A 16,030-nucleotide genomic window follows, 5' to 3' on the forward strand; every position below is an offset into this window, starting at 1 on the left:
GCGGTACAACAATCGGCCAGCCTACCCCGCGTACCGGGCCGGACGGGTCAGGGGGCGAGGTCCGAACGGCGCGCGGACAGCAGGAACACGACCGACCTCTCACGCTCGGTCCAGGCGGTGGTGTCCAGGTCGACGGACTGGAGCAGTGCGCATGCGACCGTGTAGCCGTTCCCGGTGAGCGCCGCACCGAGGGCCTCGGCCTCGTCCCGGGTCGAGGCGTGGGTCACGATGCGTTCGGGGCGGCGGTCGGCGACCGCGATGGCCACCGGCACTCCCCCGCCGCCGATCCGTACGACGTCCGGTTCGGGCAGCCGCTCCAGGACGTGCGGGGCGCGGCCGCGGACGACCTGGACGGGGACGCCGAAGGCGCGGGCGGCGGCCTCGGTGCGGGCACAGGCGGCCGGGTCGGCGTCGACGGCCAGGACGGCCGCGCCGAAGCGGGCCGCCTCGACGGCCAGGGCGCCGCTGCCGGAGCCGATGTCCCAGAGCAGGTCGCCGGTGCGGGGGCCGAGGCGGGCGAGCTGGGCGGCGCGCAGGCCGGGGAACTCGCCCTCGCCGGGCTCCTGCGTCCGCTCGGCCCCGGCGGCCCGGTAGGCCTCGGCGGGCAGGGCCCAGCCCCGTATCCCCTGCGGGTAGGCGGGCCTGCGGCCGGCGATCCAGGCGCCGGCGGCGGTGGTCTCGGGGCCGCCGCCGATGGCGATGACGACGTTGGGGTCGCGCCAGGCGTGGTCGGCCGCCCTGTCGGAGGTGAGGACGGTGACGCGCTCGCGGTCGGTGCCGAGTTCCTCGCAGATCACGAAGGTGCGGTGGACGCCGTCGAGGAGGAGGGCCAGTTCGGCGGGTCCGGCGCCCGGTGAGGTGAGGACGGCGACCTTGTGGTGGGCCCGGCAGACGTTGACCGCGCGGCGCAGGGTGCGGGGGTGGGCGACGACGACCTGGGCGTCGTCCCAGGGCATGCCGGCCCTGGCGAAGGCGGTGGCGACGGAGGAGACGGCGGGGACGACCTCGACCTCCAGGCCGTGTTCCCGGGCGCGCAGGGTGCGGACGACGCCGAAGAAGCCGGGGTCGCCGTCGGCGAGGACCACGGCGCTGCCGCGGTGTCCGGCGATCCTGCGGGCGGCCAGGTCGATACTGCCGAGGCGGATGCGTTCGGCGTTCGGGGGCACCTGCGGCAGGGCGAGGTGGTGGGCGGCGCCCGCGACGAGCGTGGCGGCCGAGAGCGCGGCCGTGGCCGCTCTGGTCAGTGGCGAGCCGTCCCAGCCGATCACCGTGACCCGGTCGGCCATCGTCGTCTGTCTCCTGGGGTGTCAAAGGGAGCGGGGCGGGTGCCCGTGCGCGCGGGGCAGGGGTGAGAGTACCCGGTGGGGGCCCTGGCCCCTCGGGGGCCTGCGGGCTCTACTTCCAGTCGTTGTACGTGCCGTAGCCGCCGGCGTCGGCGAGCTGCTCGGCGACACCTTCGAGGTCCTCGGGGAGGAGCCCCCAGACGATCAGGTCGGTGCGGATGTCGGTCCAGCCGCCGTCGGTGCCGTTCTCGGTCCGGGTGCGGGCGACGCGGGCGTTGCGCAGGACGCCCTCGCTGATGCAGCCGAGCTTCTGGGCGACCTGCTGGGACGCGGTGTTGTCGGCGGGGGTGCGCAGCTCGATGCGTTCGAAGCCCTGGTCGCGGAAGAGCCATTCGGCTATGGCGAGCACGGACTCGGTGGCGTACCCCTCGCCGCGGGCCCAGGGGGCGGTGATGTAGCGGACCTCGGTGGCCAGGGTGCGCCAGTCGGTGTTGAGGAGGCGGACGCTGCCGACGAGCCGCTGGGTGAGGAACTCGGTGACGGCGAGGGCGATGCCGTGGCCCGAGGTGCGTTCGGCAGGAGCGATCCTGCGGACCCAGCGTTCGGCGTCGACCTGGGTGTACGGGTTCGGCCCGTCCATCCACGCGGTGACCGTCTCGTCGTTCATCATCTCGGTGTACGCGGGGATGTCGGCCATCTCGAAGGGGCGCATCACCAACCTGTCCGTGCTGATGGAGATGGACGGAAAGGTGGTAGTCATGCGCAGCTCCATGCCGAGGACCGGGTAAAAGCACAGCATGCAGCATCGGGTCCGCCTTGTGCATGGGCGGGTCGGCACGACGGAGCCCCGCGCCTCCGGGGAGGGAAGTGCGGGGCTCCGTCGGCAAGTGCCGGGCGGGGGTCAGGACTTGGCGGGGGCGCCGAAGGCCGGGACGATCGAGCCCTGGTAGGTGTCCTCGATGAACTTCTTGACCTCGTCGGAGTTGAGGAGCTTCGCGAGCTTCTCGACGCGCGGGTCCTTCTCGTTGCCGTCCTTGACCGCCAGGAAGTTGGCGTACGGGTTGCCCTCGGCCTTCTCCAGGGCGAGGGAGTCCTGGCCGGGCTTCAGCTCGGCCTCGATGGCGTAGTTGCCGTTGATGACGGCGGCGTCCACGTCGTCCAGGGCGCGGGGCACGGTTGCGGCCTCCAGCTCCTTGAACTCCAGGCCCTTCCGGTCGGTGATGTCGCTCAGCTTGGCGCTGGTGCCGACGCCGTCCTTGAGGGTGATCAGGCCGTTCTCGGCGAGCAGCTGGAGGGCGCGGCCGCCGTTGGTGGTGTCGTTGGGGACGGCGATGGTCTGGCCGGCCTTGATGTCCTTGAGGTCCTCGACCGTCTTGGAGTAGAGGCCGAGCGGCTCCAGGTGCACGTCGGCGACGGGCACGATGGTGGTCTTCTGCTTCGCGTTGAAGTCGTCCAGGTAGGGCTTGTGCTGGAAGAAGTTGGCGTCGACCTGGCCGTTCTGGGTGGCGGTGTTCGGCAGGACGTAGTCCGTGAACTCCTTGACCTCCAGCTTGAGGCCCTCCTTCGCCGCCAGGTTCTTCTTGACGAAGTTCAGGATGTCGGCGTGCGGGGTCGGGGACGCGGCGACGACCAGGGCCTTGGAGGTGTCGGCGTTCGCGCCGGTCCCGCTCTTGGCGGAGGCCGGGTCGGAGTCCGTACCGCAGGCGCCGAGGCCCAGGGCGAGGGCGGCGGCGGAAGCGACAGCTGCGGTGATCTTGATGTTCTTGCGCACGAAAAGTGCCTCTTTCTTGTGGTGGTGGTGCGCCCGGACAAGGAGTTCGGGCTCGGTGGGGAGGAAAGTCCGGGGGCGGTGGCCTCAGGAGGCGGTGCGGCCGCGGCGGGCCAGCAGCCGGACCGTGAGGTCGCCGATCAGCTGGATCACGGTGACGATGACGATCAGCAGCGCGACGGTGATCAGCATGAACCGGTTGTCGAAGCGCTGGAATCCGTAGGTGACGGCCTTGGAGCCGAGCCCTTCGCCGCCGACCGCACCGGCCATCGCGGAGTAGCCGATGAGCACGATGAGGGTGGTGGTGACACCCGAGACGAGCGAGGGCAGGGCCTGCGGGAGGAGCACCTTGCGGACGATCGTGGGGATCGATCCGCCCATCGACTGCACCGCTTCGACGAGCCCGTGGTCGACCTCGCGGATCGCCGTCTCGACGAGCCGGGCGAAGAACGGGATGGCGCCGACGGCGAGCGGCACGATCATCGCGGTGGGGCCGATGAAGGTGCCGACGATCCAGGTGGTGAAGGGGATCAGGGCGATCAGCAGGATGATGAACGGCAGCGAGCGGCCGATGTTCACGATCACGCCGATGACCTTGTTCACCACGGTGTTCCGCAGCAGTCCGCCCTTGTCGGTGAGGACCAGCAGGACGCCGAGGGGCAGTCCGCCGGCGACGGTGACGAGCGCGGACCACAGCACCATGTAGAGGGTGTCGACGGTGCCCTGGGTGAGCAGCGGCTGCATTTCGGACCAGGTCACTTGACGGCCTCCTTGGTGAGCGGGGCGGGCGTCTGTGCCGGTACGACGACATCGGCGTCGTCGGCGGCGGTCGGGTCGGTCGCGGCGGGGGGCTGCGGGGCGGTCTCGTCGTCGACGACCTCGGCCTGGAGGCCCTGTTCGCGCAGGAAGCCGATGGGGACGACGTTCTCCTCGAAGCGGCCGGGCAGCTCGATGCGCATCCGGCCGATCTGCTTGCCGCCGACGGTGTCCATCGCGGCGCCGAGGATCGAGATGTCGATGTTGTACGTACGGGAGAGCTGGGAGATGACCGGCTGGGAGGCCGACTCCCCCCGGAAGGTGACGTCGACGACCGTACGGTCCGGGCCGGAGGCGGTCCCGCCGACCGGGAACAGCTCGTGGGCCAGTTCGGAGCCGGGGGTGGCGAGGAGTTCGCCGACGGTCCCGGACTCGACGATCCGGCCGCGCCGCATGAGGGCGGCGGAGTCGCAGATGGTCTTGACGACGTCCATCTCGTGCGTGATGAGCAGGACGGTCAGGCCGAGCTGCTGGTTGAGGTCGCGCAGCAGCTGGAGGATGGAGCGGGTGGTCTCGGGGTCGAGCGCGGAGGTCGCCTCGTCCGAGAGCAGCACCCGGGGGTCGCCCGCCAGGGCGCGGGCTATGCCCACGCGCTGCTTCTGGCCGCCGGAGAGCTGACCGGGGTAGGACTTCGCCCTGTCGGCGAGGCCGACCAGGTCCAGGAGGTCCTTGGCCTTACGGGTGCGTTCCTGGCCGGAGACGCCGAGGATCTCCAGCGGGAGTTCCACGTTGTCCAGGACGGTGCGGGAGTCCAGCAGGTTGAAGTGCTGGAAGACCATGCCGATGCGGGTACGTGCCCGGCGCAGCTCCGCACTCGCCCGCCGGCCGCGGCCGGCGAGGGCGGTGAGGTCCGCTCCGGCCACCGTCACGGTGCCGGAGGTGGGGCGTTCCAGGAGGTTGACGCAGCGGATGAGGGAGGATTTTCCGGCGCCGCTCTGTCCGATGACGCCGTACACCTCGCCTTCGCGGACGTGCAGGTCGACGCCGTCGAGTGCGGTGACCTCACGGTCGCGCGACTGGTAGACCTTCGTGAGGCCCGTCGTGGTGATCACAGGGTTTCCGTCACTGTCGAGTGCGCGGCGCGGTGTCCGCCGGGCACGGGGCATTCGTCTGAAGAGACTGTTCGGGCTGTTCGGCCGGGGTCTCGGCATGGCTGTACGCGGCGGTCGGCCGGGGGGCAGCACATGCGCGGGCGCGCTCGTTCCGCAGGGTGCGGACGGCGGCAGGCTCGGTCTCGCTTCGGGGCGCGAGGCTCAGGCGGGGGCCCTCAGAAGGCGCGCATTCGACACATACAACGAGCACCGGGCGTGCTGATCGCCTCGGTCGCAAGGGTGCGGCTGCTCGTCGTGGTCATGGGCCAAGTAAAACAGACGTAACGCCTCGGCGATCCCGGCTGTCCGCATAGCGGACAGCGCTGGACGGTTGGACGGTCATGTTCCGGTTCCACTGCCCCACTGTCGGCACACGTCTGTGACCAGCGGGGACAAGGGTATTGCGGGGGTACGTTCCAGGGCGTCCGGACATCCGGGGAGCGGAACTCCCTCCGCCGGTTGTGGCCAAGGCCACGATGCTCGCCGCGAGGGGCGGCCATCGCCCGCGGGGCCCTTCCCGGCCCGCTTCCGGCCCGGTCCGTCGTGGCCGGGGCCGCACGCGGGCGGGCGTTCCGTCCGTAATACCCTCGACTCATGCTTGACGCCCTGACGGTCGCGGTCGCCGTGGCCGCGCTCGCCCTTGCCGCCTGGTGCGGACACGCCGCCTACCGGGACCAGCCGACGAAGGACTGGCATTTCATCGGGATGGCGGTCGTCTCCGTGCTGGCGCTGGCCCAGTTGGTGGTGGGCGTGGTGCAGCTGGCGCGCGGGGAGCGGCCGGAGCAGGGGATGGCGGTGTTCATCGCCTATCTGGCCGGTTCGTTCGCCGCCGTGCCCTCGGCCGGAGTCCTGTCGTTGACCGAGCGGACCCGCTGGGGCTCGGTCACGGTGGCGGCGGGCGCGGTCGTGCTGGCGGTTCTGGAAGTCCGGCTCCATGACATCTGGGGAAACTGACGTGAGCGACACCGACCGCCCCGAGGTGGCGACGACCCCCGAACGTTCCTTCGACCTGGGCACCGGTCCCGGCCGGGTCCTGGTCTGGTTCTACGGGGTGTTCACGGTCGCTGCGGCCTCGCGCACGATCGTCGAGATGGCCAGGGGCTTCGACCGGGCGCCGCTGGCGTACGCGCTCTCGGCCGTCGCGGCGCTGGTGTACGGCTTCATCGCGTACTCCCTGGTGCGCGGCGGGGAGAAGGCCCGCCGGGCGGCGCTGGTGTGCTGTGCCGGGGAGCTGCTGGGCGTGCTGGTCGTCGGCGCGTGGACGCTGGCCGAGCCGGCCGCGTTCCCGGACTCGACGGTGTGGTCGGACTTCGGGATGGGCTACCTCTTCATCCCGGTGATCCTGCCGGTCACGGGGATGATCTGGCTGCGCCGCGCGAAGACGGTAGCGGTCTGAGGGCCTCTCGTTCCGGCCCGCCGCGCGCGGCGCACGGTCAGGCGCTGGCCACGTAGTCCCGGTCGGCGGCGTCCTTCTCCAGCAGGACCATCCGGACGCCGTCCGCTCCGGTGACGTCCCCGACCTGGGCGTATCCGGCCCGCCGGTAGAGCCGCAGATTGCCCTCGCTGCGGTGTCCGCTGTGCAGCCGGAAGCGGGTCGCCGCCCGCTCGGCGAAGAGCGCCGACTCGGCGGCCAGCAGCAGCCGGGCGCCGAGGCCGTGGCCCTGGAGCCGGGGGTGGACGCAGAGCTTGCCGATGAGGCCCGTGCCGTCGGGTTCGGTGAATCCCCGGACCGAGCCGACGACTTCGTCCCCGAGCCGGGCCACGAACACCAGGTCGTCGGCGACTTCGGCGCGCAGCGATGCGAGGCTCTGGACGAGCGGGTCGATCCGGTAGTTGTCGTACAGCTCCGCCTCGCGCTGGAAGCAGAGGTACTGAAGTCTGAAGATCTGCTCGACGTCCTGTGCCGTCGCCGCCGAGATGGTCACGCTCATGCCCATGTGTGCACGCCTCCCGCTCACCTGTCCGCCGGTTGCCTACCGCTCCCTATCCCCGCACGGATGGGGCGACAACCTCCGCAGCCAGCATTCTGCGCAGACATCCAAGGCAACGGGAACGGATCGGGCCCAAGCTCCCCTGTGACATACCCAACTCCCCTGCGATTTCCCGGTAGGTCGGGTCGCTGGGGGCGAGCATCGCCTCCAGCAGCCGGGGGCAGCGTCCGGGCAGACGCGCCATCGCGGAGCGCAGCGCCCGGCGTTCGGCGGCCCCGAGGGCGGCGCGTTCCGGACAGTCGGCCGGACCGGTGGCGGGTTCCGTACCGGTGTACGGGCGTTCCCGCCGGGCCGTGCGGCGTCCGCGGCGGGCCTCGGCCCGTACGGTGTCGCGCACCCAGCGGGCCGCGTCGGCGGGTGGTACGGCCGCCGCGGGGCGCTCCAGCAGCCGTACCCAGACGCTCTGTTCGAGGTCGGCGGGGTCGAGCCCGGCGGCCGGGGCCTCCGCCCTCGCCTCCGCGCGGACCAGGGGCTGTAAGGCGCGGACGACGAGGGCGGTGGAAGCGGCCGGGTCGCGGTCATGATCGAGAAGCGTCATGTCCCGGCGGACGTGCCGGTGACGGCCACCGGTTGCCCCGGAGCCCCGGCACCACCCGACCGGGGCACGCCGGGGCACGTGGCTGACGGCGGTCCGGGCCGCCGTCAGCCGCGTACGGGACATCTCCGTACCGGGTCAGCGACCGTCGTGGTCCGCCGCCGCGAGCAGCGCCGTGTCCGGTTGGTCGGCGAAGACGCCGTCGATGCCGGTGGCGAAGTACGCGGCGTAGGCGCCGAACACGTCCCCGTAGGCGTTGGGATCGGTGCCGCGCCGGAAGTCGGCGGGCAGGAAGCTGTTCTCGTTGCGCATCGTGTACGGGTGCAGCACCAGGCCCTTGGCGTGCGCGTCCCGTACGAGCGTGGTCGGGGTGGTGAGCCGTCCGGAGGCGTCCTTGGGAATGACGAGGTCGAGGGTGGGTCCGATGCCCTGCGCGAAGGAGGCCATCCAACGCAGCCCGGCGGGCTTCACCAGGTCGGCGACGGTACGCGGGTCGCCCGACTCGACGAAGTCCCAGGGGCGCGCCTTCGGGCCGGAGAGCAGGACGATGCGCGGGGTGCCGACGAGGCGTGCGAGGCGCTGGATGGAGCTCGGCTCGAAGGACTGGAGGATGAGCGAGGAGTTCCTGCGGTCCCGGCCGTAGCGGCGCAGCAGCCGGGCGAGCGGCTCCTCCAGGCCGAGGCCGAGCCCCCGGAAGTAGGTGGGGTGCTTGGTCTCGACGTACAGCCAGACGGGCTTGCCGCGCTTGCGGCCCTCCTTCTCGGCCCAGCGCAGGACCTCCTCGAAGGTGGGGATCGTCCAGCGGCCGTCGTAGAGGGTGTTGTCCGGACGGTTGCCCGGGATCCGCTCCTTGGCCCGCAGGGTCTTCAGCTCGGCGAGGGTGAAGTCCTCGGTGAACCAGCCGGTCAGCGAGTGTCCGTCGATGCTCTTGGTGGTTCTGCGGCCGGCGAACTCGGGGTGGTCGGCGACGTCGGTGGTGGCGGTGATGTCGTTCTCGTGGCGGCAGACGAGATGCCCGTCCTTGGTCGGCACGAGGTCCTGCTCGATGATGTGCGCGCCCAGGTCGAGGGCCAGCTGGTAGGAGCCGAGGGTGTGCTCGGGGCGGTAGCCGCTGGCCCCGCGGTGGCCGATCACCGTCGGTACGGGCAGATCGCGCAGCGATCCGTGGCCGCGGCCGTGACCGTGACCGCCGCCGTGACCGCGGCCCCGCTCGGCGGCCTGGGCGGCGGCGGGCAGGCCCAGGGCGGCGGTGCCGAGGGCCGCGGCGCCCAGAAGGGTCCGCCGGCCGGGGGTCGTCCATGCAGGCTCCGTCATGACTGCTCCTCGCTTGGTGATGTCCGGGACCGGTCGAGCGAGGCCCGATCGTAGGCTGGGAGGCGTACGGGAGGACGGCCCTTCGGCCAACATGGCGGAAACACACGTCAACACCGCGTATCCGCTTCGTGAACCCGATGTGCGATCAGCACATACCCGCGAGTATCGTCCTCACCTGCACCGACCATCATCCGTCGGCACAGGCCACCGCCCGGTGGACCCCGATCCACCGCGGCCGGCCCGGCCACGACACCGGAGGAACCGTTGTCCCGTCTCACGGTCATCAAGGCAGTGCTCGGACCGATTCTGCGCCTGATGTTCCGCCCGCAGGTGGAAGGCGCCGAGAACATTCCCGGGACCGGGCCGGTGATCCTCGCGGGCAACCACCTCACGTTCATCGACTCGATGATCATGCCGATCTGCTGCGACCGGCCGGTGTTCTACATCGGCAAGGACGAGTACGTCACCGGCAAGGGCCTCAAGGGCAAGCTGATGGCCTGGTTCTTCACCGGCTCCGGCATGATCCCGGTGGACCGGGACGGCGGCCGGGGCGGGGTCGCGGCGCTGATGACGGGCCGCCGGGTGCTGGAGGAGGGGAAGGCCTTCGCGATCTACCCGGAGGGCACCCGCTCCCCCGACGGCCGGCTCTACCGGGGCCGTACGGGCATCGCGCGGCTGACGCTGATGACGGGCGCGCCGGTGATCCCCTTCGCGATGATCGGCACCGACAAGCTGCAGCCGGGCGGCGCGGGCCTGCCCCGGCCGGGCAAGGTCACGGTGCGCTTCGGCGAGCCGATGGAGTTCTCCCGGTACGAGGGCATGGACCGCGACCGCTATGTGCTGCGGGCGGTGACGGACTCGGTGATGGCCGAGGTGATGCGGCTGTCCGGCCAGGAGTACGTGGACATGTACGCGACGAAGGCCAAGGCCGCCTGACCTGGCGCGACCACCAAAAGCCAAGGCCGTCCGACGAAGCGCGGCTACGAAGGCCGAGGCGGCTGACGAAGCTCGGCGAACGAGAAGGCGGCCCGGTCCGTACGGCGCTTCGCGCCGAGGGGCCCGCACCCCCCGCGTGGGGGGATGCGGGCCCTTCGCCGTACGGTCGCAGGCTCTACGGGTGCTCGACGCCGTCCTCCAGCTTCTGGCCCCGCAGCAGGAACCAGGCGGCGACGGCCGCCGCCAGCAGCACCGCCGAGCCGACGCCCGCAGCCGACCGCAGTCCGTCGACGAACGCCTCCTGGGCCGCCGAGACCAGCGGCCCCGCCTGGGCGGCGGGCAGTGCCCCGGCGGCCTCCACCGCCCCGCCCAGCGACTCGTGGGCGGCCGACTCGACGTCGGCGGGGATGCCGGACGGGGTCGGGAAGCCCCGGTAGACGCCGGTGACGATGGAGCCGAGCAGGGCGATGCCGAGGGCCGCGCCCAGTTCGTACGCGGTCTCCGAGACGGCGGACGCGGAGCCCGCCTGCTCCTTGGGGACGCTGGAGAGGATCACGTCGGCGGTGACGGTGAAGGCGAAGCCGGCGCCGACGCCGACGACCAGCAGCATGGCGCCGAGCAGCGGATAGCCGGTGTGCTGGTCGAGCAGGGTCACACTGCCCAGAGCGAGGCCGACCGCGGCGAGGCCGCCGGAGACGACGGAGCGGACCGAGAAGCGGCGGGCGGCGAATCCGGCCAGCAGACCGGCGGTCACCGCGCCGATCGCGGCGGGCAGTTCGGCGAGTCCGGCCTCCAGCGGGCCCCGGTCCTGCACCAGTTGCAGGAACTGGGAGAGGAAGAAGACCAGGCCCGACAGGCCGAGGATGGTCAGCAGGTCGGCGAGGACCGCGCCGGAGAACCCCCGGTGGTGGAAGAGCCGCATGTCCAGCAGGGGCGCGGGCAGCCGCAGTTGCCTGCGGACGAACCAGGCGAGCGCGCCGGCGCCGAGGACGGCCGCCGCCCCGGCCTCCCAGCTCATCCCGTGCGAGGCCGCCTCCTTGATCGCGTACACGACACCGATCATGCCGACCAGGGAGAGCACCACGCTGAGCAGGTCCCACGGGCCGGGGGCCGGGTTCTTGGACTCGGGGATCAGCTTGATGCCGACGACGACGAGGACGGCCATCACGGGCAGGTTGATGAGGAAGACCGAACCCCACCAGAAGTGTTCGAGCAGGAACCCGCCGACGACCGGGCCGACGGCCGCTCCCGCCGAGGCCATCGCTCCCCAGATACCGATGGCGAGGCTGCGCTCGCGCGGGTCGTGGAAGAGGTTGCGGATCAGGGCGAGGGTGGACGGCATCAGGGTGGCGCCCGCCACACCGAGCAGCGCCCTGGCCACGATCATCATCTCCGGCGTGGTCGCGTACGCGTTGAGCACGGAGACCGCGCCGAACGCGACGGCACCGACCAGCAGCAGCTTCTTGCGGCCGATGCGGTCGCCGAGGCTGCCCATCGAGACGAGCAGACCGGCGATGACGAAGGAGTAGACGTCACCGATCCAGAGCAGCTGGGTACCGGTCGGTTCGAGGTCCTCACTGAGGAACGGGGTGGCGAGACCGAGGACGGTCGCGTCCACGGCCACCAGCAGCACGGCGAGGACGAGGACGGCGAGCGCGACCCACCGCCCCGGGCGGCGTACCGCGTCCATGGTGTCCGGGTTCTGGTCGATGCTGGTCATTGCTCCACGCTCCGGCGTGCTCCGCCGAGCAGCAACTCGACGATCATGTGCTGGAAATCCTGTGCGGCGACCCGTCCCGCCTGGACGGCCCAGGCGCCGGTGCCGATGAGCCCGTAGAGGGCCTCCGTCAGCCAGGCGGGGGTGAGGTCGATACGGAATTCGCCGCGTTCCTGGCCACGGCGGAAGAAGGCGGAGACGCGGGCGTCGGCCCGGTTCCAGCCCTCGTTGACCTCGTCGCCCTCGAAGAGCTGGCTCTCGTTGACGAGGAAGGACAGCAGTCCGGCGCTGGGCTCGACGGCCGCGATGAGGCGGCGCAGCCCCTCCTCGGACGTGCTCTCGTCGAGCCGGGCGGCGTCCAGGGCCGCCTCGAACTCCTGGATGCCGAGATCCTCCAGCGCCTTCACCAGGGCGTCGCGCCCGGCGAAGTGGCGGTGGAGGGTGGCCCGGCCGATGCCCGCCGCCTTGGCGACCTCGTCCATGGTGGCGGTCGATTTGCGGGACAGCAGGGCGGCGGCGCTGCGCAGCACCTGCTCACGGTCGAGAGTCATGAGACGACCATAACCCATATGAGACATGCTCGTCTCATCGAAGGGTGTGAGGGTGCCGGGAGGGAAGGAAAGAACGGGGAGAAAAAAGAAAGAGGCAGGAGGTAACACCACTCCTTGCCACTCCTAACTTATAGCGCATGGGGGGCCTTGCGGCAAGGCCCCCCATATCCCGCAGAATCGTCCGCCGAAGCCCGAATCCAGGAAGTCGAATTCCCGTGTTCAGGCTCGTTCGACGTCGACGAAGGGGGAATGGTGATGATCGACGTGATCGTCGTCGGCGGGGGGCCGACCGGCCTGATGCTGGCCGCCGAGCTGCGGCTGGCCAAAGTGCACACGGTCGTGCTGGAGAAGCTGGCGGAACCGACCAGGGAGTCCCGGGGGCGCGGACTGCATGTGCGCAGCGTCGAGGTGATGGACCAGCGCGGGCTGCTGGACCGGTTCCTCGCGGTCAGTGAGACATTCCAGGCGGGCGGATTCTTCGGCGGCATTCAGAAACCGTGGCCGGACCGCCTGGACACCGCGCATCCGTACGGCCTTTCCACCCTGCAGCCGGTGACCGAGCGACTGCTCCGCGAACGTGCCGTCGAGCTGGGCGCCGAGATCCGGCGCGGCTGCGAGGTGGCCCGGCTGAGCCAGGGCGCGGAGGGAGTGACCGTCGAGCTGGTGGACGGCACGCGCCTGCGCTCGCGGTACGTCGTCGGGTGCGACGGCGGGCGCAGCACGGTGCGCAAGCAGCTCGGCGTCGACTTCGCCGGGCAGCCCGCCACGGTCGAGACGCTGCTCGGCGACATGGAGATGACCGAGGACCCGGCGAAGGTCGCCGCCGTCGTCGAGGAGGTCCGCAGAACGCAGCTGCGGTTCGGCACCGTCCCCAACGGCGACGGCACCTTCCGGGTGATCGTGCCCGCCGAAGGAGTGTCCGGCGACCGGGCGACGGCACCGACCCTGGAGGAGTTCAGGCAGCGGCTGCGGGCCGTCGCGGGCACCGACTTCGGCGTCCACTCGCCCCGCTGGCTGTCCCGGTTCGGCGACGCCACCCGGCAGGCCGAGCGCTACCGGGTCGGCCGGGTCCTGCTGGCCGGCGACGCGGCGCACATCCACCCGCCGACCGGCGGGCAGGGGCTCAACCTCGGGGTGCAGGACGCGTTCAACCTCGGCTGGAAGCTGGCCGCGACGGTCAACGGCTGGGCGCCGGAAGAGCTGCTGGACAGCTACCACGCCGAGCGGCACCCGGTGGGCGCGCGCGTCCTGGACAACACCCGGGCCCAGATCACGCTGCTGGGCACCTCTCCGGGCGCGGTCGCGCTGCGGGAGCTGCTCTCCCGGCTGATGGACTTCGAGGAGGTCAACGCGTACATGACCGGGATGGTCACCGCGGTCGACGTCCGTTACGACTTCGGCGAGGGCCACGATCTGCTGGGCCGGCGGATGCGGGACCTGCCGCTGAAGCGGGGCCGGCTCTACGACCTCACGCACGACGGCCGCGGGCTGCTGCTCGACAGCACCGGCCGGCTGTCCGTGGCGGGCTGGGCGGACCGGGTCGACCATGTCGTCGACGTCGCCGAGGGCCTCGACGCCCCCGCCGTACTGCTGCGGCCGGACGGCCATGTGGCCTGGGCCGGACAGGAGGGGGCGGAGCTGCTCGACGCGATGGCCCGGTGGTTCGGGGCACCCGCCGCCTGACCACGCACAGCACACCGCACACCGGCGGACCGCCGGACCGGACGCCACGCCTCCCCCGAGCTCCCGGCCGCCGCGCCCGCCCGATCTCCCCCGATCCCGCTCGATCCCGCCCGAGGGAACGCCACCCCTGTACGTACGCACCGCAGATCGGAACCGACTACGTGAATTCCCTGACCACCAGCGCGTTCGACCTCCCCGACCGCCTCTCCTCCAAGGCCGACCCGGCGCTGATCGCCGATGACGAGCAGCACTTCGCGGACATCGCCCACTGCCTGGAACAGTCGGTCGCCGAGCTGAGCGACCGGCTCTCGGCCGCACGCAGGGCGCCCGGCGGGCCGGGCCGACAGGCGATGGACCGGGACGTGGAGATCCACCGGCTGACCGCCCGGCTGCGCGCCCTGCGCCGGTTCGGCCTGGACCTGTGCCTGGGGCGCATGGTCGCCGCGGACGGCTCCGGGCCGCTGTACGTGGGACGGCTCGGGCTGACCGACAGCACCGGCCGCCGCCTGCTGCTCGACTGGCGTTCCCCCGCGGCCGAGCCGTTCTTCGGGGCCACCCATGCCGACCCGATGGGCCTGGCGAGCCGCCGACGCTACCGCTGGACCGGCGGCCGGATCAGCGACTACTGGGACGAGGTGTTCGCCCCGGAAGGGTTCGCCGGGCATGCCGCGCTGGACGACCGGTCCGCGTTCATCGCCAGTCTGGGCGGCAACCGGTCGGCCCGGATGCGCGATGTGCTGGGCACCATCCAGGCCGACCAGGACGCCGTCATCCGGGCGGGCTCCCGGGGCACGCTCGTCGTCGACGGCGGGCCGGGCACCGGGAAGACCGTCGTCGCGCTGCACCGCTCCGCCTATCTCCTGTACTCCGACCCGCGCCTCGGCCACCGCAGGGGCGGTGTGCTGTTCGTCGGACCGCACGAGCCCTATCTGGGGTACGTCGCCGATGTCCTGCCCAGCCTCGGGGAGGAGGGCGTGCAGACGTGCACCCTGCGGGACCTGGTCGCCGAGGGCGCGGCGGCGGGGGCCGAGACCGATCCGGAGGTGGCCCGCCTGAAGGCGTCGGCGGAGCTGGTGAAGGCGGTCGAGCCGGCCGTCCGCTTCTACGAGGAGCCACCCGCCGAGGGCGTACGCGTGGAGACGCACTGGTCCGACATCTGGCTCGGCCCCACCGACTGGGCCTCGGCGTTCGGGGCGGCGGACCCGGGCACTCCGCACAACGAGGCGCGCGAGCAGATCTGGGAGGAGCTGCTCACGATCCTCGTGGACAAGCACGACGGCGACGCCCCGGAGGAAGCGCTGCGCGCCTCCCTGCGGCAGAACCGCGAGCTCTTCGCCCTCTTCGACCGCGCCTGGCCGCTGATCGAGGCGGCCGACCTCGTCGGCGACCTCTGGTCCGTACCCGCGTACCTGCGCAAGTGCGCCCCCTGGCTGACCTCCGAGGAGGTCCGGCGGCTGCAGCGCGCGGACGCCCGGACGTGGACGGTGTCCGACCTGCCTCTCCTGGACGCGGCACGGCAGCGGCTCGGCGACCCGGAGGCGTCCCGCCGCACCCGCCGTCAGGAGGCGGCAGCCGCCGCCGAACGCGAGCGGATGAACCACGTCATCGAGGGCCTGCTCGCCGACGAGACCCTGGTCGACGCCGACGCGGACGGCGAGGGCGCGCTGATGATGCTGCGCGGGGGCGACCTGCGGGAGTCGCTGGCGACCGCCGGCCGGCCGAGCGGCGCCGAACCCGACCTGCTGGCCGGACCCTTCGCGCACATCGTCGTGGACGAGGCCCAGGAACTGACCGACGCCCAGTGGCAGATGCTGCTCCGGCGGTGCCCGTCCCGGAGCTTCACCGTCGTCGGGGACCGTGCGCAGGCCCGGCACGGGTTCACCGAGTCGTGGCGGGAGCGGCTGGAGCGGGTCGGGCTCGACCGGATCACCCTGGCCTCCCTGACCATCAACTACCGGACGCCGGAGGAGATCATGGCGGAGGCGGAGCCGGTCGTCCGGGCCGTGCTCCCCGACGCCAATGTGCCGGCCTCCGTCCGCAGCGGCGGCATCCCCGTCACGCACGGCCCCGCCGAGGACCTGGACAGGATCCTCGGCGACTGGCTCGCCGCGCACGACGACGGGATCGCCTGTGTCATCGGCGACCCCGCGTTCCGGGCGACGCCCCGCGTGCGGTCGCTGACGCCGGAGCTGTCGAAGGGCCTGGAGTTCGACCTGGTCGTCCTCGTCGGCCCGGAGCAGTTCGGCGAGGGCGTCGAGGGGGCGGTGGACCGCTATGTCGCGATGACCCGGGCGACCCGGGAACTCGTCGTCCTGACGCGTTCCTGAGCGCCGGCGGGGCGGGCT

The 16,030-nt window shown here is 71.9% G+C and carries 15 protein-coding genes; 5 read left to right on the plus strand and 10 right to left on the minus strand.

What is annotated here, in order from left to right; genetic code table 11:
- Positions 1 to 47: 47 nt before the first annotated feature.
- The 5 genes from cbiE to ACGF2Y_RS09545 form a co-directional block, all read right to left on the minus strand.
- Positions 48 to 1,286, minus strand: a complete 1,239-nt coding sequence (gene cbiE / locus ACGF2Y_RS09525) for a precorrin-6y C5,15-methyltransferase (decarboxylating) subunit CbiE (RefSeq protein WP_392944568.1) — start codon at positions 1,284 to 1,286, stop codon at positions 48 to 50.
- A 109-nt stretch (positions 1,287 to 1,395) separates the two neighbouring features.
- Positions 1,396 to 2,082, minus strand: a complete 687-nt coding sequence (locus ACGF2Y_RS09530; RefSeq protein ID WP_392944570.1) for a GNAT family N-acetyltransferase — start codon at positions 2,080 to 2,082, stop codon at positions 1,396 to 1,398.
- A gap of 102 nt (positions 2,083 to 2,184) precedes the next feature.
- The gene (locus ACGF2Y_RS09535; RefSeq protein WP_392944572.1) at positions 2,185 to 3,054 is read right to left on the minus strand and encodes a MetQ/NlpA family ABC transporter substrate-binding protein; all 870 of its coding nucleotides are present in this window, start codon (positions 3,052 to 3,054) and stop codon (positions 2,185 to 2,187) included.
- A gap of 84 nt (positions 3,055 to 3,138) precedes the next feature.
- Positions 3,139 to 3,810, minus strand: coding sequence for a methionine ABC transporter permease (locus ACGF2Y_RS09540; RefSeq protein WP_392944574.1), 672 nt, complete (start codon positions 3,808 to 3,810; stop codon positions 3,139 to 3,141).
- Positions 3,807 to 4,919, minus strand: coding sequence for a methionine ABC transporter ATP-binding protein (locus tag ACGF2Y_RS09545; RefSeq protein ID WP_392944576.1), 1,113 nt, complete (start codon positions 4,917 to 4,919; stop codon positions 3,807 to 3,809). The genes ACGF2Y_RS09540 and ACGF2Y_RS09545 overlap by 4 nt, the downstream gene beginning before the upstream one ends.
- A 633-nt stretch (positions 4,920 to 5,552) precedes the next feature.
- Here ACGF2Y_RS09545 and ACGF2Y_RS09550 point away from each other — a divergent pair.
- Positions 5,553 to 5,912, plus strand: a complete 360-nt coding sequence (locus tag ACGF2Y_RS09550; protein WP_392944578.1) for a hypothetical protein — start codon at positions 5,553 to 5,555, stop codon at positions 5,910 to 5,912.
- Between the two features lies 1 nt (position 5,913).
- Positions 5,914 to 6,354 (plus strand): hypothetical protein, encoded by a 441-nt coding sequence (locus tag ACGF2Y_RS09555; RefSeq protein ID WP_392944580.1) that lies wholly within the window; start codon positions 5,914 to 5,916, stop codon positions 6,352 to 6,354.
- A 37-nt stretch (positions 6,355 to 6,391) separates the two neighbouring features.
- Here the strand turns inward: ACGF2Y_RS09555 and ACGF2Y_RS09560 are convergent, their stop codons facing one another.
- The 3 genes from ACGF2Y_RS09560 to ACGF2Y_RS09570 all read right to left on the minus strand — a co-directional run bounded on the left by ACGF2Y_RS09560 (position 6,392) and on the right by ACGF2Y_RS09570 (position 8,798).
- Entirely contained in the window at positions 6,392 to 6,895 is a 504-nt protein-coding gene (locus tag ACGF2Y_RS09560; RefSeq protein ID WP_392944582.1) for a GNAT family N-acetyltransferase, read from the minus strand.
- Between the two features lie 46 nt (positions 6,896 to 6,941).
- Entirely contained in the window at positions 6,942 to 7,487 is a 546-nt protein-coding gene (locus ACGF2Y_RS09565; RefSeq protein ID WP_392944583.1) for a sigma-70 family RNA polymerase sigma factor, read from the minus strand.
- A 135-nt stretch (positions 7,488 to 7,622) separates the two neighbouring features.
- The gene (locus tag ACGF2Y_RS09570; protein ID WP_392944585.1) at positions 7,623 to 8,798 is read right to left on the minus strand and encodes a glycerophosphodiester phosphodiesterase; all 1,176 of its coding nucleotides are present in this window, start codon (positions 8,796 to 8,798) and stop codon (positions 7,623 to 7,625) included.
- A 264-nt stretch (positions 8,799 to 9,062) separates the two neighbouring features.
- Here ACGF2Y_RS09570 and ACGF2Y_RS09575 point away from each other — a divergent pair, with 264 nt between their 5' ends.
- A complete protein-coding gene (locus tag ACGF2Y_RS09575) occupies positions 9,063 to 9,734 on the plus strand; it encodes a lysophospholipid acyltransferase family protein (RefSeq protein ID WP_392944587.1) in 672 nt (223 codons plus the stop codon).
- A gap of 175 nt (positions 9,735 to 9,909) precedes the next feature.
- Here the strand turns inward: ACGF2Y_RS09575 and ACGF2Y_RS09580 are convergent, their stop codons facing one another.
- Together ACGF2Y_RS09580 and ACGF2Y_RS09585 are read right to left on the minus strand one after the other, a co-directional pair.
- A complete protein-coding gene (locus tag ACGF2Y_RS09580) occupies positions 9,910 to 11,454 on the minus strand; it encodes an MFS transporter (RefSeq protein WP_392944589.1) in 1,545 nt (514 codons plus the stop codon).
- Positions 11,451 to 12,002, minus strand: a complete 552-nt coding sequence (locus tag ACGF2Y_RS09585; RefSeq protein WP_392944591.1) for a TetR/AcrR family transcriptional regulator — start codon at positions 12,000 to 12,002, stop codon at positions 11,451 to 11,453. Before ACGF2Y_RS09585 ends, ACGF2Y_RS09580 begins: the two co-directional genes overlap by 4 nt.
- 255 nt (positions 12,003 to 12,257) lie before the next feature.
- Between ACGF2Y_RS09585 and rox the strand changes: the two genes are divergently transcribed.
- Together rox and helR are read left to right on the plus strand one after the other, a co-directional pair.
- On the plus strand, positions 12,258 to 13,685 hold the full coding sequence (gene rox, locus ACGF2Y_RS09590) for a rifampin monooxygenase (RefSeq protein ID WP_392944592.1): 1,428 nt from the start codon (positions 12,258 to 12,260) through the stop codon (positions 13,683 to 13,685).
- A 161-nt stretch (positions 13,686 to 13,846) separates the two neighbouring features.
- Positions 13,847 to 16,012, plus strand: a complete 2,166-nt coding sequence (helR, locus tag ACGF2Y_RS09595; protein WP_392944594.1) for an RNA polymerase recycling motor ATPase HelR — start codon at positions 13,847 to 13,849, stop codon at positions 16,010 to 16,012.
- Positions 16,013 to 16,030: the final 18 nt, after the last annotated feature.

This window comes from Streptomyces sp. NPDC048142 (assembly GCF_043202835.1).
Taxonomy (GTDB): domain Bacteria; phylum Actinomycetota; class Actinomycetes; order Streptomycetales; family Streptomycetaceae; genus Streptomyces.

What these genes read in the sequence shown, in the direction of transcription:
- cbiE (WP_392944568.1), bottom strand. Translation starts at nt 1,286, where the DNA reads ATGGCCGACCGGGTCACGGTGATCGGCTGGGACGGCTCGCCACTGACC.
- ACGF2Y_RS09530 (WP_392944570.1), bottom strand. Translation starts at nt 2,082, where the DNA reads ATGCTGTGCTTTTACCCGGTCCTCGGCATGGAGCTGCGCATGACTACC.
- ACGF2Y_RS09550 (WP_392944578.1), top strand. Translation starts at nt 5,553, where the DNA reads ATGCTTGACGCCCTGACGGTCGCGGTCGCCGTGGCCGCGCTCGCCCTT.
- ACGF2Y_RS09560 (WP_392944582.1), bottom strand. Translation starts at nt 6,895, where the DNA reads ATGGGCATGAGCGTGACCATCTCGGCGGCGACGGCACAGGACGTCGAG.
- ACGF2Y_RS09565 (WP_392944583.1), bottom strand. Translation starts at nt 7,487, where the DNA reads ATGACGCTTCTCGATCATGACCGCGACCCGGCCGCTTCCACCGCCCTC.
- ACGF2Y_RS09570 (WP_392944585.1), bottom strand. Translation starts at nt 8,798, where the DNA reads ATGACGGAGCCTGCATGGACGACCCCCGGCCGGCGGACCCTTCTGGGC.
- ACGF2Y_RS09580 (WP_392944589.1), bottom strand. Translation starts at nt 11,454, where the DNA reads ATGACCAGCATCGACCAGAACCCGGACACCATGGACGCGGTACGCCGC.
- ACGF2Y_RS09585 (WP_392944591.1), bottom strand. Translation starts at nt 12,002, where the DNA reads ATGACTCTCGACCGTGAGCAGGTGCTGCGCAGCGCCGCCGCCCTGCTG.
- rox (WP_392944592.1), top strand. Translation starts at nt 12,258, where the DNA reads ATGATCGACGTGATCGTCGTCGGCGGGGGGCCGACCGGCCTGATGCTG.